Annotated in this window: 15 protein-coding genes; 5 read left to right on the top strand and 10 right to left on the bottom strand. The window is 69.5% G+C overall.

Going from position 1 to position 14,634, the window contains the following annotated elements:
* Positions 1 to 39: 39 nt before the first annotated feature.
* From ACZ3HL_RS44035 to ACZ3HL_RS44025, 3 genes are read left to right on the top strand one after another with little or no spacing between them, the layout of a single operon-like run.
* Positions 40 to 432, top strand: a complete 393-nt coding sequence (locus ACZ3HL_RS44035; RefSeq protein WP_465537882.1) for a DUF4267 domain-containing protein — start codon at positions 40 to 42, stop codon at positions 430 to 432.
* 15 nt (positions 433 to 447) lie between these two features.
* The gene (locus ACZ3HL_RS44030; protein WP_126736758.1) at positions 448 to 930 is read left to right on the top strand and encodes a cation:proton antiporter regulatory subunit; all 483 of its coding nucleotides are present in this window, start codon (positions 448 to 450) and stop codon (positions 928 to 930) included.
* A 6-nt stretch (positions 931 to 936) separates the two neighbouring features.
* On the top strand, positions 937 to 2,133 hold the full coding sequence (locus ACZ3HL_RS44025; RefSeq protein WP_340685718.1) for a cation:proton antiporter: 1,197 nt from the start codon (positions 937 to 939) through the stop codon (positions 2,131 to 2,133).
* A gap of 187 nt (positions 2,134 to 2,320) precedes the next feature.
* Here ACZ3HL_RS44025 and ACZ3HL_RS44020 read toward each other — a convergent pair whose 3' ends face one another.
* The 7 genes from ACZ3HL_RS44020 to xerD form a co-directional block, all read right to left on the bottom strand.
* Entirely contained in the window at positions 2,321 to 4,189 is a 1,869-nt protein-coding gene (locus ACZ3HL_RS44020) for a Xaa-Pro dipeptidyl-peptidase (RefSeq protein WP_465537899.1), read from the bottom strand.
* A gap of 97 nt (positions 4,190 to 4,286) precedes the next feature.
* A complete protein-coding gene (locus ACZ3HL_RS44015; protein ID WP_005153474.1) occupies positions 4,287 to 5,039 on the bottom strand; it encodes a pseudouridine synthase in 753 nt (250 codons plus the stop codon).
* On the bottom strand, positions 5,029 to 5,766 hold the full coding sequence (gene scpB, locus ACZ3HL_RS44010) for an SMC-Scp complex subunit ScpB (protein WP_465421226.1): 738 nt from the start codon (positions 5,764 to 5,766) through the stop codon (positions 5,029 to 5,031). Before scpB ends, ACZ3HL_RS44015 begins: the two co-directional genes overlap by 11 nt.
* Positions 5,763 to 6,698 carry a segregation and condensation protein A gene (locus ACZ3HL_RS44005; RefSeq protein WP_465421228.1) on the bottom strand — a complete coding sequence of 312 codons (936 nt, stop codon included), beginning with the start codon at positions 6,696 to 6,698 and terminating at the stop codon, positions 5,763 to 5,765. Before ACZ3HL_RS44005 ends, scpB begins: the two co-directional genes overlap by 4 nt.
* Complete coding sequence (locus tag ACZ3HL_RS44000; protein ID WP_465421230.1) at positions 6,698 to 7,114, bottom strand: cobyrinic acid a,c-diamide synthase; 417 nt, start codon at positions 7,112 to 7,114, stop codon at positions 6,698 to 6,700. The genes ACZ3HL_RS44005 and ACZ3HL_RS44000 overlap by 1 nt, the downstream gene beginning before the upstream one ends.
* Positions 7,111 to 8,127 carry a ParA family protein gene (locus tag ACZ3HL_RS43995; RefSeq protein WP_465421232.1) on the bottom strand — a complete coding sequence of 339 codons (1,017 nt, stop codon included), beginning with the start codon at positions 8,125 to 8,127 and terminating at the stop codon, positions 7,111 to 7,113. The genes ACZ3HL_RS44000 and ACZ3HL_RS43995 overlap by 4 nt, the downstream gene beginning before the upstream one ends.
* Before the next feature lie 92 nt (positions 8,128 to 8,219).
* A complete protein-coding gene (gene xerD, locus ACZ3HL_RS43990) occupies positions 8,220 to 9,122 on the bottom strand; it encodes a site-specific tyrosine recombinase XerD (protein WP_465421265.1) in 903 nt (300 codons plus the stop codon).
* A 118-nt stretch (positions 9,123 to 9,240) separates the two neighbouring features.
* Between xerD and ACZ3HL_RS43985 the strand changes: the two genes are divergently transcribed.
* A complete protein-coding gene (locus ACZ3HL_RS43985) occupies positions 9,241 to 9,726 on the top strand; it encodes a DUF1707 domain-containing protein (RefSeq protein ID WP_465537880.1) in 486 nt (161 codons plus the stop codon).
* Positions 9,727 to 9,985: 259 nt separating this feature from the next.
* Here ACZ3HL_RS43985 and ACZ3HL_RS43980 read toward each other — a convergent pair whose 3' ends face one another.
* Complete coding sequence (locus tag ACZ3HL_RS43980) at positions 9,986 to 10,612, bottom strand: NUDIX domain-containing protein (protein WP_465421236.1); 627 nt, start codon at positions 10,610 to 10,612, stop codon at positions 9,986 to 9,988.
* The gene (locus ACZ3HL_RS43975; RefSeq protein ID WP_465537878.1) at positions 10,609 to 12,309 is read right to left on the bottom strand and encodes a CTP synthase; all 1,701 of its coding nucleotides are present in this window, start codon (positions 12,307 to 12,309) and stop codon (positions 10,609 to 10,611) included. Before ACZ3HL_RS43975 ends, ACZ3HL_RS43980 begins: the two co-directional genes overlap by 4 nt.
* 88 nt (positions 12,310 to 12,397) lie before the next feature.
* Here ACZ3HL_RS43975 and aroA point away from each other — a divergent pair, with 88 nt between their 5' ends.
* Complete coding sequence (gene aroA, locus ACZ3HL_RS43970) at positions 12,398 to 13,687, top strand: 3-phosphoshikimate 1-carboxyvinyltransferase (protein WP_465537877.1); 1,290 nt, start codon at positions 12,398 to 12,400, stop codon at positions 13,685 to 13,687.
* On the opposite strand, the gene ACZ3HL_RS43965 is transcribed toward aroA, so the two are convergent.
* Entirely contained in the window at positions 13,684 to 14,619 is a 936-nt protein-coding gene (locus tag ACZ3HL_RS43965) for a phosphotransferase (RefSeq protein WP_465537875.1), read from the bottom strand. The genes aroA and ACZ3HL_RS43965 overlap by 4 nt on opposite strands.
* Between the last annotated feature and the right edge of the window lie 15 nt (positions 14,620 to 14,634).

Below are 14,634 nucleotides of genomic sequence, written 5' to 3'. Positions count from 1 at the left end.
TCTCGTTCCTAGCGCTGCTAGCTTTTGGAGTCGGAGACCATGACCAGAATCAAGATCGCTTACATCCTGTCCGCCGCCCTCGCGCTCTTCGTCCTCTACTTCGGGAGCGGATACGTCTTCTTCCCGGCGACCCAGACGGGCGGATTCGGGCTTCCGGTGATGCCGTCCGAGGGCGACCCGATCCTCGCCGTCAAGGGGGTCCGCGACATCGGCACGGCGCTCGTGGTGCTCGCGCTGATCCTGTTCCGGAACGCCCGCGCGCTGGGCTGGGCGCTGCTCGCGATGGCGTTCATCCCGTTCGGTGACATGCTGATCGTGGTGACCCACAACGGATCCGTGGGCGCAGCGCTCGGCATCCACGGCGCGACGTGTGCCCTGATGCTCGGGATCTCGGCGTTGTTCCTGATCCGCCCCGCGCGAAACGGACAGTGAGTTACTGTTGACGTCGTGAACGTCGAAGTGACCCCGCTCCCCGGAATAGGCGTCCGCAAGGACTTCGCCACCCGCAACGGCCGCCGCGTCGGCGTGGTGACCCATCGCGACGGACACGTCGAGCTGATCGTGTCCAAAACGGACGATCCCGATGCCTGCCTTGCCTCACTTCCGCTCACCACCGACGAAGCGGGCGCGCTGGGCAACCTGCTCGGCGCGCCCCAGCTGGTCGCCCAGCTCACCGAAGAGCACCGGGACCTGCCCGGCATCAACACCAAGCAGCTGCCGATCAAGGCGTCGTCGCCGTTCGACGGCCGGACGCTGGGTGACACGGCCATGCGGTCGCGCACGAGCGTCTCGGTCGTCGCGGTGATGCGGGCCGGGCAGGTCCACCCCTCCCCCACGCCGGACTTCAACCTCACCGCGGGCGACGTCCTCGTGGCCGTCGGCACCTCGGAAGGTCTCGAGGCCGCCGTGAAGATCTTGAAGTACGGCTGATCGCGGATGGATCACACCGCACTGTCCTTGATCGAACTCGGGGCGGTCTTCTTCGGGCTGGGCGCGTTGGGCCGCCTCGCCGGGAAGATCGGGATGTCCCCGATCCCGCTGTACCTGATCGGTGGCCTGTGCTTCGGGCAGGGCGGTCTGATCCCGCTCGGCGACATCGGCGACTTCACCCACCTCGCCAGCGAGATCGGCGTCGTCCTCCTGCTGCTCCTGCTGGGGCTGGAGTACTCGGCGGCCGAACTGTTCACCGGGCTGAAACGCTCGTGGGTGGCGGGCCTCGTGGACATCGTGCTCAACGCCGCGCCGGGCGCGATCGTCGCGCTCATCCTCGGCTGGGGGCCGATCGGCGCGATCGTCATGGCGGGCGTCACCTACATCTCGTCGTCCGGGATCATCGCGAAGGTGCTCGGCGACCTCGGGCGGCTCGGTAACCGCGAAACCCCGGTGGTGCTGTCGATCCTGGTGTTCGAGGACCTGGTGATGGCGCTGTACCTGCCGATCCTCACCGCGGTGCTCGGCGGGGTGAGCTTCCTCGGCGGCATGAAGGCGGTCGGGATCTCGCTGATGGTCATCACCGTCGTCCTGGTGATCGCGCTGAAGTTCGGCCGGTACGTCTCCGCGGCGGTGGACAGCCCGGACCGCGAGGTGTTCCTCCTCAAGGTCCTCGGCGCGGCGCTGCTGGTCGCCGGCCTGGCCTCGGCGATGCAGGTTTCGGCCGCGGTCGGCGCGTTCCTGCTCGGTATCGCGATCTCGGGTTCGACGGCGGAGAACGCGACGCACATGCTCGAACCGCTGCGGGATCTCTTCGCCGCGGTGTTCTTCGTCGTGTTCGGGCTCAACACGAACCCCGCGTCGATCCCGCCCGTGCTCGGCTGGGCGGTCGTCCTGGCGGTCGCGACCACGCTCACGAAGGTCGGCACCGGCTGGTGGGCCGCGCGCAGACAGGGCATCGGGAAGATGGGCCGGGCCCGGGCCGGGGCCGCACTGGTCGCGCGAGGCGAGTTCTCGATCGTCATCGCCGGGCTGGCGGTGGCGGCGGGCGCCGTGACCGGCGAACTCGCCGCACTCGCGACGGCGTACGTGCTCCTGATGGCGATCCTCGGCCCGACGGCCGCGCGGATCGTCGAACCGGTGGCCCGCGCACTGCAGCGCAAGCCGTTCGGCTCGAAGAGCCCGGCTTCGCAGACCGGCTGACCCGCCTGGTGCGCGAGTTACGCCTCTGATCACGCGAGTTACGCGCCTGATCACGCGAGTTCGCCGTTCCCGCACGCCAAGCCCGCGTGACCGGGCGCGGAACTCGCGTGATCGAAGGCGTAACTCACGTGATTGGAGGCGTAACTCGCGTGATCAGACGGACGACACAAGGGTTAAGCGGCAAGTCCTAGCCGCGCTCGAGCCCCGAAACGGTGGCAGGAGCGATCTGCGCCGGAGCCACCGGAAGCGGAGCCGGCACCGCCGACGGACCCGCACCCGAGACAGGCAGCGCCAACGAAGTCTTGCCCAGATCCACCGTGATCTTCGGATACTGCGACGGACCGGAGATGAACGAGCCGTCCGTGCCGCCGATGATCAGCGCGAGCTGATGCCCCGCCGGGACGACGTGGTCCGTACTCGCCAGCCGGAACGTCATCGTGTACGGCTGCCCCGGCGTCAGCGGCGATTCCTGGCTCAGCGAACGGTGGTTGGCCAGATCCGCCCACCCGCGGCTGATGATGTTCAGCCCCACCGAGACGGCGTCGGTGCTCGTGTTCAGGTAGCAGGCGTCGTTACCGGGCGAGCTCGCGCCCCAGCACGACTGGGTCAGCTCGTTCTTGATGCCTTCCTTCGGTCCGGTGTAGTTCCGGATCGTCGCCGGGCCGTAGTCGACCAGGACCGCCGAGAGTCGCGCCGTGGACGTCGACGGCGTCGCGGTCACGGTCACCTTCGCCGTCCCTGAGACGTGCAAGTCCTTCGCGAGCGCGCCGGTGCTGAACAGCACGCGTCCGCTCGCGGTCTCCGTCGGCCTCGCGGCCCAGCTGTTCGAAGACTGGCCCGACGAGTCCGTGAACGAGACCGTACCCGTCCCCGCGGTCGTGCCCAGCGTGCCGACACCCGGTGTGCTCCCGGCCGCGGGGCGCAGGGTGACGGCGCTGCCCGCGGGCCAGGCCGGCTGGTCCACCCAGACATCGGGCTCGCGTTCCACACTCGCGCCCGGTGTCTTCTCGATACCGTTGTCCACGCCGAGCAGGTAGTGGTCGAACCACTTGTGCAGGGTGTCGACCCACTCCGACCGCCGGTAGTCGAACGGATCGACGTGGCCCGCCTGCGTCAGCCAGATCTTGCGCTCGACGTTCAGCGCTTCCCACCACTGCCCGAAGTTGATCGTCTTGACGTTGAGGTCGCCGAGGCCGTGCGAAGCGAGCACGCTGGCCTTCACCTTCGAGGCGCTCTGCACGTGGTCCCGGTCGAGCCAGAACGCGTTGTAGTCGCCGTTGGCGGTCGCGCCCGCGATGAGCTTCTGGTTCGCGGCGCTGCAGTCCTGCCCGCCGTTTCGCCGCGAGACGGTCTGCGCGAGCCCCGCCGGGCTCCCCTGGCGCAGGTTCGCGCCGTCGGAACGGTAGTAGTCGTACCAGGAGCTGATGGCGCCGATCGGCACGATGGTCTTGAGCCCGTCGACGCCGGTCGCGGCGACACCGTTGGCCACCGTGCCGTCGTAGGACTTCCCGATCATGCCGACCGCGCCCGTCGACCAGGTCGCGTTCGTCCTCGCCGGACCGGTCGCCGTCGTGTAACCCTTCGCGCGGCCGTTCAGCCAGTCGACGACCTTGCGCGCCGAGTTGACGTCCGAGGGGCCGCCGACGTCGGTGCAGCCGCGGGACTTGTTGGTACCGGCCAGATCCACCAGGACCACGGCATACCCGCGCGGGACGAAGAAGTTGTCGTAATAGAGCGGGAAGCCGACCGGCCTGCCCGCCGAGTCGTAGGTCTTGAGCTCGCTCTCGTTGCCCCGCCCGCAGCACGAGTAGTACGGGCTCGCGTCCATGATGACCGGGACCTTCTCGCCCCGCGCCGCCGGCTCCTTCGGCCTGATGATGTCCGCGGCGACGCGGTCCGAACGGCCGTCGCCGTCCCCGTCGAGCCCGATGTCCACCCAAGCCGTCTCGCGGACGGCCTTGGCGAAGTCGTAGACCGGTTCGCTGCCCCGCGGTTTCGCCGCGGCCTGCGGCGCCGCGACCACGGCCGCGGCGACCGCCAAGATCCCTGCCAGCACAACTGTTTTCACGGTTGAGCCCTTCCCCGTCGGCTGAAAGCCCGTCAGGGAGAGCTAAACGCGATGATCACCTGTGCAGTAGAGCGGAAAGTCTTGGTTACAGATCGACGGCGCGGTACAGCGAGCCGACCTCGCCACGGTTCAGCCGCCGGATCGAGCCCGAGCGCTGGGCGCCGAGCTGGACGTCGCCGAGCGCGGTCCGGACCAGTTTGCGCACCGGGTGCCCGGTGGCCGCCATCAGCCGCCGCACGATGTGCTTCCGGCCCTCGTGGATGACCAGCTCGATCTGGGTGCGTCCGGCCAGCATGTCCTTGACGCGGAACTGGTCGACCTTGACGATGCCGTCCGGCAGCTCGAAACCCGCGCGCAGTTCCTTGCCGAGCCCACGCGGGACGATTCCCTCGACCTCGGCGAAATAGGTCTTCAGCACGCGGAACGACGGGTGCATCAGCCGGTGGCCGAGGTCGCCGTCGTTGGTGAGCAGGAGGAGTCCTTCGGTGTTCTCGTCGAGCCTGCCGACGTGCACGATTCCGGGCGTCTCCTCGTACCGGCCGCGCAGGTAGTCGCCGACGCACGGACGGCCGCGGTCGTCGCTCATCGTGCTGTGCACGCCCTTGGGCTTGTTCAGCAGGAGGTAGACGAGGTCCTCGCGGACCTGGACGCGGGTGCCGTCGACGTGGATCACGGAGTTGTCCGGATCGACCCGGCGGCCGAGTTCGGTGACCACCTTGCCGTCCACGCTCACGCGACCGCGCACGATCAGGTCCTCGGCCGCGCGCCGCGAGGCGACGCCTGCCTGCGAAAGGACCTTCTGCAGCCGAATGCCGTCGGGATGCGGGTCAGATGTCATCGATGGTGTCCACTTCGGGTAGCAACGGAGCGATGGGCGGAAGGTCGGCCAGGGACGAGAGGCCCAGTCGCTCCAGGAACAGCTCGGTCGTCACGTACAGCGTGCCTGTGGTTTCGGGGTCGGTCCCCATCTCCTCGATCAGGCCGCGCGCCAGCAGCGTCCTGATCACCCCGTCCACGTTCACCCCTCGGACGGCGGCGACCCTGGCCCTGGTCACCGGCTGCCGATAGGCGATCACGGCGAGGCTCTCCAGCGCGGCTCGCGTCAGCTTGGAACGCTGGCCGTCGAGCAGAAGCTTCTCCACGAACGGGGCATAGACGTCCCTAGTGTAGAACCGCCACCCTTCGCCGACTCGGCGCAGGTCGATTCCGCTGGTCCGCTCGGTGAACTTCTGGGCCATCGTGCGCAGCGCCACTGTCACCCGCGACACGGGCTGGCCGACCGTGTCGGCGAGGGATTCCTCGTTGATCGGCGAGTCGACGACCAGGAGCAACGCCTCCAGAGCCGCTTCGAGCGCCTCGTCGGAGGTCACGTCGGGGTAGTCGCCATCGCCGGCCGCGACGAGCCCTTCGTCGGCGGGCGGCTCCGCCTCCCCTGCCTCCGCTTCGGCCTCCGGCGGGCTGAAAGCGTCCGTCACCTCGTCGGACTCGGTGATGGGAGCTTTCAGCCCATCCTTGGTCTCGGGGGCTTCGCTCGCTTCGGTCTCTTCGGTGTTCTCCGGGCTCACCCGTACTCCTCGTCCTCAGCGACGGCGCGATCGTGCTCGGCCGCCACCGACGCCTCCTCCACGGACCCGCCGGTCCAGCGCACATGCAGTTCGGCGAGCGCCTCCAGCTGCTCGAACTGGACCGTGGCCTCCCGGTACAGCTCCAGCAGCGCGAGGAACCGCGCCACGATCTCGACGGTGTGCTCGCAGTCCTCGACCAGCTCACCGAAGGTCGCTTCGCCCCGTTCCGCCAGCTTGAGCCGCAGCAGGGCCGCGTGCTCGCGCACCGAGACCCGGCCCATGTGGATATGCGCGATCGACACCTGCGGCGGCGGCTTCGGCTTGAAGACCGCGACCGCGATCTCGGCGAACTTCGCCGGGTCGACACCGAGCATCACCTCGGGCAGCAGTCCCATGAACCGGTCTTCGAGCGCGACCGACCGGGGGTACCGCCGCAGCGCACCGGCCTCCAGCTCCCCGAACAGGGCCGCGACCTGCTTGTACGCGCGGTACTGCAGCACACGCGCGAACAGCAGGTCCCGTGCTTCGAGCAGGGCGAGGTCGTCTTCGCTCTCCACTTCGGCGGCGGGCAGCAGCCGCGCCGCCTTGAGGTCGAGCAGGGTCGCCGCGATGACCAGGAACTCGGTCGTCTCGTCGAGGTTCCACTCCGTGCCGAGCGCGCGGGTGTAGGCGATGAAATCGTCCGTGACCCGGTGCAGCGCGACTTCGGTGACGTCGAGCTGGTGCTGCGAGATCAGCTGGAGCAGCAGATCGAAGGGGCCCTGGAAGTTCGACAGGTTCACCTTGAACTTGGACGTGCTCAGCTCTTCACTGGCCAGTCCTTCCGGGACCATCCCGCCGTGCACGGTCTCGTGCACGGCGGGGGTCTCGTCTGCTTCTGTCCGCTCGACCGGCTCTGAGCCGCTGGGAGCAGCCGCGGCCGGGTCGTCCATCAGCTCTCGGTCTCTTTCCCGTCCTCGCTGCCCGCCCGCAGGCGCTGGACGAGGACCGAGTCCTCGCCCGCCGCGTCGAAGTCGGCCAGCAGCACGGCCACCGCCTCGCGGACCAGCCTGCCGCGATCGAGGACAAGGCCGTGCTTCGCCCGGAGGTTCAGCCTGGCCTGCTCCATCGCCAGCAGTTCGTCGCCGGAGACGTAGACGGTGATCTTCGCGTCGTGTTTGGTCCGCCCGGACCCGCTGCGCGCGGCCCGGGTCAGCTGTTCCTTGTGCGTCTCGTTCCCGGAACCGTTCCCGTTGCCGTTCCCCTTCGAGGGGGCGGGCTGTTCGGGGGCGGGCGGGAGATCGAGCGCGGGGCTGGAGGTGATCCTGAAGAGTTCGGACGCTCCGGGCAGGGAAGCTCGCCTGCTCACCGAGCGATCACCTCGCGTGCCAACGCGCGATAGGCCGCCGCGCCGGCTGATTTGGGAGCCCAGGTCGTGATCGGCTCGCCCGCGACCGTCGTCTCGGGGAACCGCACGGTGCGGTTGATCACCGTGTCGAACACGGTGTCGCCGAATGCCTCCACCACTCTCGCCATGACCTCCTTCGAGTGCAGGGTTCTCGGGTCGTACATGGTGGCGAGAATCCCGGTGATGTCCAGTTTGGGGTTGAGGCGTTCCTGCACCTTCTCGATGGTGTCGATCAGGAGCGCTACGCCTCGCAGACTGAAGAACTCGCACTCCAGCGGGATGATCACACCGTCCGCGGCGGTCAGTGCGTTCACCGTCAGCAGGCCTAGCGAGGGCTGGCAGTCGACAAGAACATAGTCGTAGTCGTTCATGACCGGACGAAGGACCCGTAACAAAGTGTGTTCGCGCCCTACCTCTGCGACCAACTGGACCTCGGCCGCGGACAGGTCGATGTTGCTCGGCAGCAGGTCGACGCCGTCCACCCGGGTCTTCCGGATGACGTCGGTGATGGCGACCGAGCGCTCCATGATGACGTTGTAGACCGTCTGGTCCAGCTCGTGCGGCTGAATGCCGAGGCCGACCGAGAGCGCGCCCTGGGGGTCGAAGTCGACCAGCAGCACCCGGCGGCCGCATTCGGCCAGCGCCGCGCCGAGGTTGATGGTCGAGGTGGTCTTGCCGACCCCGCCCTTCTGGTTGCACATGGCCATCACCAGTGCGGGACCGTGCCGGTCCAGCGGCGGCGGTTCGGGGATCTCGCGGTACGGACGGCCCGTGGGGCCGATACCGTCCCTCTCGAGTTCTTGCTGCTTGGTTTCTTTGGCGCGCTTGGCCTTGCGGCCGCGGGAAGAGATCGTGTCCTCCGACGGTTCGTCGCCGTCGTGTTCGGCGGGGGTTGCGATGGTCACCTGGCTGAGGCTCGCGGCAGCCGAACCGGCGGACGCGGACGGCTTCGCCGGCTCGTTCGGTGTCGACATAACGCGAAAGCTCCTCTTCGGCAGGATCCTCGGCAGCCTATGCGCGATCCGGGAGTCGAGCCAACGAGGCACGCCGGGACCGACCGGGGTGTTTAACCGAGCGCGCGGGGATGCGCTGTCGCGTAAACCTCGCGGAGCGTGTTGACCGTGACCAGCGTGTACACCTGGGTGGTGGTCACCGAAGCGTGGCCGAGCAGTTCCTGCACGACGCGGACGTCGGCGCCGCCTTCGAGCAGATGCGTGGCGAACGAATGGCGCAACGTGTGCGGGGAAACGCCCGCCGTGATCCCCGCGGATTCCGCGGTGTCCTTGAGAACCTGCCACGCGCTCTGCCGGGAAAGCCGGGAGCCGCGGGCGTTCAGGAACATCGCCGGCGTCCCCCGGCCGTGGGTGGCGAGCGCCGGCCGCGCGCGGACGAGGTACGCGTGCACCGCTTCCAGCGCGGGACGGCCGATCGGCACGATGCGCTGTTTGCCGCCCTTGCCGTCGAGCAGCACGGTGCGTTCGGCGTCGTCGATGTCGTCGACGTCGAGCCCGACGGCCTCGGAGATCCGCGCGCCGGTGGAGTAGAGCAGTTCCAGCAGCGCCCGGTCCCGCAGCGGGCGTTCGCCCTCGGGCGGTGGGGTTTCCAGCAGTTTCAGCACGTCGCCCACCGGCAGCGCCTTGGGCAGGCGTTTGGCCGCGGCGGGCGGGCGGACCTCTCTGGCCGGATCGTTCTCGGTGATGCCGTCGGCGTGCGCGAACTTGTGCAGCCCCCGCACCGCGACCAGCGCGCGGGCCGCCGAGGACGCGGCGAGCGGGCGATGCTCTTCGTCGCCTTCGCGCAGCGCCGCGCCGAACGAGGTGATGTGCGCCGAGGTGACATCACCGAAGCACTCGACATCGGCGTCGCCGAGGTACGCGGTGTACCGGCGCAGGTCGCGGGAGTAGCTGTCGAGGGTGTTCCTCGCGGTTCCGCGCTCGACCACCAGATGGTCGAGGTAAGCGGCGACCACCTGGGCGACTCCGGTACCGCCGGCCCGTGACACACGGACACTCTAGGACGATCGCGACCCGTTCGGGGGTACGCCGCGCGTACCGCGTCGTGGGTGTGAAACGGGCTACCTTGGGAGCATGTCCCAGCAACCGGACCCGGACGAGATGCGCGCCGGCACCGCCGAGCGCGAGGAGGCGGCACGGCTGCTCGCCGATCACTACAGCCAGGGAAGGATCACGCCCGACGAGTACGAGGGCCGCGTCCTCGCCGCGTACGAGGCCGTGACGCTCGGCGAACTCCGGCCGTTGTTCCAGGACCTGCCCGCGCCACACCCGAAGTCCCTGGCGCCGCGGTTCGACCCGCCGCCGTTCGTGCCCGTCTACCAGCAGCCGGCCGCGGTGCTGCCGTACTCGCCGAAGTCGAAGATCGCCGCCGGGGTGCTGCAGATCGTGCTGCCGTTCGGGATCGGGCGGTTCTACACCGGCCACGTCGGTCTCGCCCTCGGCCAGCTGGCGGTCGTGCTGGTCACCTGCGGCGTCGGGGCGGTCTGGCCGATGGTCGACGGGATCGTGCTGCTGGCGAACGGCGGCACCGACGCGCAGGGTCGCCGCCTCCGCGACTGACCCCCTGCCCCGGTCCGTGAGCAAGCGAGATCGCTCCCCCATCACGAGTGTTCGCCTTCCAATCACGCGAGATCGCCTTCCAATCACGCGTGACGTCCATCGACGTGCGCCGCCGCCCCAGGTTGCGAAAGTGGCTTTCGCAACACATCGCGGCTCGAAGCAAGACCCGGCACGGCACCGACCGCCTCCCGAATGCAATGAACGGTCCGTTCCTTGCGAAATTTGCAAGGAACGGACCGTTCATGGCGCGCGAAGGGCCTCAGAGGCCGCGCGAAGCGAACTTCGTCGGCCTGTCCTCCCAAGGTGCGTCGGCGGGCCGCGACGAAGCCGCCCCCGAAAGCACCGCGTGCGCGGCGAGCACGCCACCGACGGTCGACCCGTTCACCAGCTCACCGGCCAGCGCCATCCGGACCGCCTCGGCGAGCGGGAACTTCCGCATGACGAGGTCCGCCTCCTCGTCGCCGAGGACCTCCCTGTCCACTTCGGACAGCTCGCGGGCGAGATAGACGCGGACGACCTCGTCGGTGAAGCCGGGCGACGCCGCGACGTCGACCAGCGTCTCCCAGCGCTCAGCGCTGAGCCCGACCTCTTCGACCAGCTCGCGTTTGGCCGCGCCGACGGGGTCCTCCCCCGCCTTGTCGATCAGCCCGGCGGGCAGTTCCCACAGCCGCCGCCCGATCGGGTGGCGGTACTGGTGGATCAGCGTCACCATGCCGTCCGAGTCGAGTGCGACGACGGCGACCGCGCCGAGGTGCTCGACGACCTCACGGCGGGCGGTGCCGCCGCCGGGCATCACGACCTCGTCCACCCGCAGCCCCACGACACGTCCGATGTGGACGTCCTTTGTGGACGCCACGGTGAACTCGTGCTTACCGGGCTCGCTCACCGGGCCGCCGTCTGAGCGGCCTCGGGCAGCTCGACCGGCAGCCGCTCGGCGACCTTGCGGTCGACGACGGCCTTCACGAACGCGCTGAACAGCGGGTGCGGGCGGGTCGGGCGGCTCTTGAGCTCCGGGTGCGCCTGGGTGCCGACGAAGAACGGGTGCTTGTCGGCGGGCAGCTCCACGAACTCGACCAGGTGGTCGTCGGGCGAGGTACCCGAGAACACCAGACCGGCGTCGGAAAGGCGCTTGCGGTAGGCGTTGTTGACCTCGTAGCGGTGACGGTGCCGCTCGGAGACCTCGGTGCTGCCGTACGCCTTCGCGACCTGCGAGCCCGGCTTGAGCTTGGCGACGTACGCGCCGAGCCGCATCGTGCCGCCCATGTCGCGCTCGCCCGCGACGACGTCACGCTGGTCGGCCATCGTGGAGATGACCGGGTTCGGGCCGTCCTCGAACTCGGCCGAGTTCGCGTCCTTGATCCCCGCCAGGTTCCGCGCCGCGTCGATCACCATGCACTGCAGGCCGAGGCACAGACCCAGCAGCGGCAGTCCGTGGGTGCGGGCGTAGGCGATGGCGCCGACCTTGCCCTCGATACCGCGGACGCCGAAGCCGCCCGGCACCAGCACACCGTCCACATCGGACAGCGCCGCGGCCGCACCGGCCGGGGTCTCGCAGGAGTCCGAGGGGACCCACTCGATCTGGACCTTGGCGCGGTGGGCGAACCCGCCCGCGCGCAGCGCCTCGGTGACCGACAGGTACGCGTCCGGCAGGTCGATGTACTTGCCGACGAGCGCGACCCGCACCGTCTCCGACGGGTTGTGCACGCGGTCGAGCAGGTCGCCCCACACGGTCCAGTCGACGTCGCGGAACGGCAGCCCGAGGCGGCGCACCACGTAGGCGTCGAGCGCCTCACGGTGCAGCACCTTCGGGATGTCGTAGATCGACGGCGCGTCGGGGCAGGCGATGACGGCCTCGGTGTCGACGTCGCACATCAGGCCGATCTTGCGCTTGAGATCCTCCGGCAGCTCGCGGTCGGCGCGGCAGACGAGCGCGTCGGGCTGGATACCGATGTTGCGCAGCGCGGCGACCGAGTGCTGGGTCGGCTTGGTCTTGAGCTCACCCGACGGGGCGAGGTACGGGACCAGCGAGACGTGGAGGAAGAAGCACTGGTCGCGGCCGACGTCGTGGCGGACCTGACGGCAGGCCTCCAGGAACGGCAGCGACTCGATGTCGCCGACGGTGCCACCGACCTCGGTGATCACGACGTCCGGGCTGTTCCCGTCGTCGTCGGCGCCCGCCGCGGCGGTGATCCGCGCCTTGATCTCGTCGGTGATGTGCGGGATGACCTGCACGGTGTCGCCGAGGTACTCACCGCGGCGCTCCTTGGCGATGACCTCGGAGTACACCTGCCCGGTGGTGACGTTCGCCTTGCCGTCGAGAGCCCGGTCGAGAAAACGCTCGTAGTGCCCGATGTCCAGATCGGTCTCGGCGCCGTCGTCGGTGACGAACACCTCACCGTGCTGGAACGGGTTCATCGTGCCCGGATCGACGTTGAGGTACGGATCCAGCTTCTGCATCGTGACCCGGAGCCCACGTGCGGTAAGGAGCTGACCCAGGCTGGAAGCCGTGAGTCCCTTACCCAGAGAGGAGGCAACGCCTCCGGTGACAAAGACATACTTGGTAGCCCGCGACTGAAGTCCCACGGGCTTCCACCTTATCGCACGCCCGCCGGGGCGCTCACCGGCCACGCCGCAAGCGTCCGATGGAGTGGAAAACCGCTACCCTCGCGGCGTGACAGACGCGCACGACACCTGGACCGCACCGGTCGCGGAAGGCCCGCTCGACGCGGACATCCGTGTCCCCGGTTCGAAGTCGATCACCAACCGGGCCTACGTCCTCGCCGCGCTCGCCAGCGCGCCGACACGGGTGCGGACCCCGCTCGACTCCCGGGACGCGCGCCTCATGCTCGGCGCCCTCTACACGCTCGGCGCCCATTCGCAGGAAAGCATCTCCGGTTACCTCGTGCACCCGCTCGGCCCCGGACGCGTGCATCCGAACGACACCGTCCGGGTGGAACTCGGCAACGCGGGCACGGTCGCCCGGTTCACCCCCGCGCTCGCCGCGCTGGGGACCGGTCCGGCACTGTTCGACGGCGACGAGGCCATCCGCCGCCGCCCCATCGGGCCGCTGCTGAAGGCGCTGCGCGACCTCGGCGCCCGCATCGACGACGACCGCCGCGACGCGCCACCCTTCACCGTCCACGGCGAAGGTGGCCTTCGGGGCGGCAGGGTCGACCTGGACGCCTCGGCGTCGAGCCAGTTCCTGTCCGCGCTGCTGCTCGCCGGGCCGTCGTTCCAGCAGGGTGTCACCGTGCGCCTCGTGGGCGGCCAGGTGCCGAGCGAGCCGCATATCGCGATGACCGTCGAGATGCTCCGCCGGTTCGGGGCCACTGTGGACCGCGAGGGCGCCGAGTTCCACGTCGCGCCGACGCGGCTTTCCTGCCCCGAGTACGTCGTCGAGCCGGATCTCTCGACGGCGGCGCCGTTCGTCGCCGCCGCGATCGCGACCGGTGGCACCGTGCGCATCGCGGGCTGGCCGCAGCGGACGACGCAACCCGGGGACTGGCTGCGCAGCCTGGCGCCCGTTCTGGGCGCCACCGCCGAACTCGACGCGGCGGGCCTGACGGTCACCGGCGGCGGCACGATTCCCGGCGTCGAGCTGGACCTGCACGACGTCGGCGAGCTGACGCCGGTGATCGCGGCGCTGCTGTGCTTCGCCGAGGGGCCGTCGGTCATCTCCGGGGTGGCGCATCTTCGCGGCCACGAGACCGACCGGCTGACCGCGCTCGCCACCGAACTGTCGTCGCTGGGCGGCGACGTCCGCGAGACCGAGGACGGGCTGCGGATCACGCCGGCGCCGCTGCACGGCGGGAAGTTCCACACCTACGACGACCACCGGCTGGTGATGGCCGCGGCCGTGCTCGGTTTGAAGGTCGGGGGGGTCGAGGTGGAGAACCCGGGGACGGTCGGGAAGACCTTCCCCGGATTCGCCGAGGCCTGGACCTCGATGCTCGCCGGCTAGGCGAGGCCTCCGGCGAACGGAGTGGCCCGCCACTGGTCGATCATCGGTTTCATGCCGTCCACCAGCATCGGCAGATCGGGCGCCATCGACAGGCACGCGACCACCTGAAGCAGGCCCAGCGCTTCGAAGGTGCGCAGCACGCCTTCGTGGACCTCGCGCAGGCCGAGTTCGACTGCGGCGGCGTTGTAGGCCGCGATGCCTTCGGGACCATTGAAGGCGAGGTCGCGTTCGATCGGGCCGCGGTTGACCAGTTCGAAGTCGGAGTACAGCTCGCCCTCGGTGGTGACGATCAGGTTGTAGCCCGGCGCGTCACCGTGGACCGGCTGCACCGTGACGCCGGGGAACGCCTTGGCGAAGGCCTCTTCCGATTCCACCAGCGGCCGGAAGATCTCCCATTCGCGGCGGGCGCGGTCGAGGTCGGCGGGGTCGAGCAGATCCGTCCGCCCTTCGAGCTGGGCGAGACCGTCGGGGATGAACGGATCGAGCCCGTTCAGGAACGCCAGCTCGCCGGGATAGTCCCGGAGCGTGGCGTGCAGCTTCGCGACGAGCTTGGCCGAGTGCTCCACGGCGAGGTTCGCGTCCTCGACGAACTCGATCAGCTCCCAGAAGGTCATCGAGAAACCGTCGCGCCGCACCGGTTCCGCCGGAACCAGCGAGCTCGGCTTCACGACCGGGAGCCCCTTCTCGCCGAGCCAGGTGGCGACGGCCAGCTCACGCCGCTGGTCGGTCAGCTGCGTCTCCAGCGTGGTCGTGCGCGGCAGCACGGTCGGCACGCGCACGACGACCGGCGAAGGCGCCAGCCGCACGATGACGGAGAAAACGTCGTACAGGACCTCGGGTTCGGTGACGGTGATGCCGAGGTCGCGTCCCGCGGAGACCGCGGCGGCCACCGCCCGCGCGGTGCGGGCGGCCCGTTGTTCGTCGGTGATCATGCCCGCGAGTCTGAC

This window comes from Amycolatopsis sp. NPDC000009, assembly GCF_055563465.1.
Note: the sequence above shows the minus strand (reverse complement) of the source record. Positions and strands in the feature narration are given on the sequence as shown.

What these genes read in the sequence shown, in the direction of transcription:
- ACZ3HL_RS44035 (WP_465537882.1), top strand. Translation starts at nt 40, where the DNA reads ATGACCAGAATCAAGATCGCTTACATCCTGTCCGCCGCCCTCGCGCTC.
- ACZ3HL_RS44025 (WP_340685718.1), top strand. Translation starts at nt 937, where the DNA reads ATGGATCACACCGCACTGTCCTTGATCGAACTCGGGGCGGTCTTCTTC.
- ACZ3HL_RS44015 (WP_005153474.1), bottom strand. Translation starts at nt 5,039, where the DNA reads ATGACATCTGACCCGCATCCCGACGGCATTCGGCTGCAGAAGGTCCTT.
- ACZ3HL_RS44005 (WP_465421228.1), bottom strand. Translation starts at nt 6,698, where the DNA reads ATGGACGACCCGGCCGCGGCTGCTCCCAGCGGCTCAGAGCCGGTCGAG.
- ACZ3HL_RS43995 (WP_465421232.1), bottom strand. Translation starts at nt 8,127, where the DNA reads ATGTCGACACCGAACGAGCCGGCGAAGCCGTCCGCGTCCGCCGGTTCG.
- ACZ3HL_RS43985 (WP_465537880.1), top strand. Translation starts at nt 9,241, where the DNA reads ATGTCCCAGCAACCGGACCCGGACGAGATGCGCGCCGGCACCGCCGAG.
- ACZ3HL_RS43965 (WP_465537875.1), bottom strand. Translation starts at nt 14,619, where the DNA reads ATGATCACCGACGAACAACGGGCCGCCCGCACCGCGCGGGCGGTGGCC.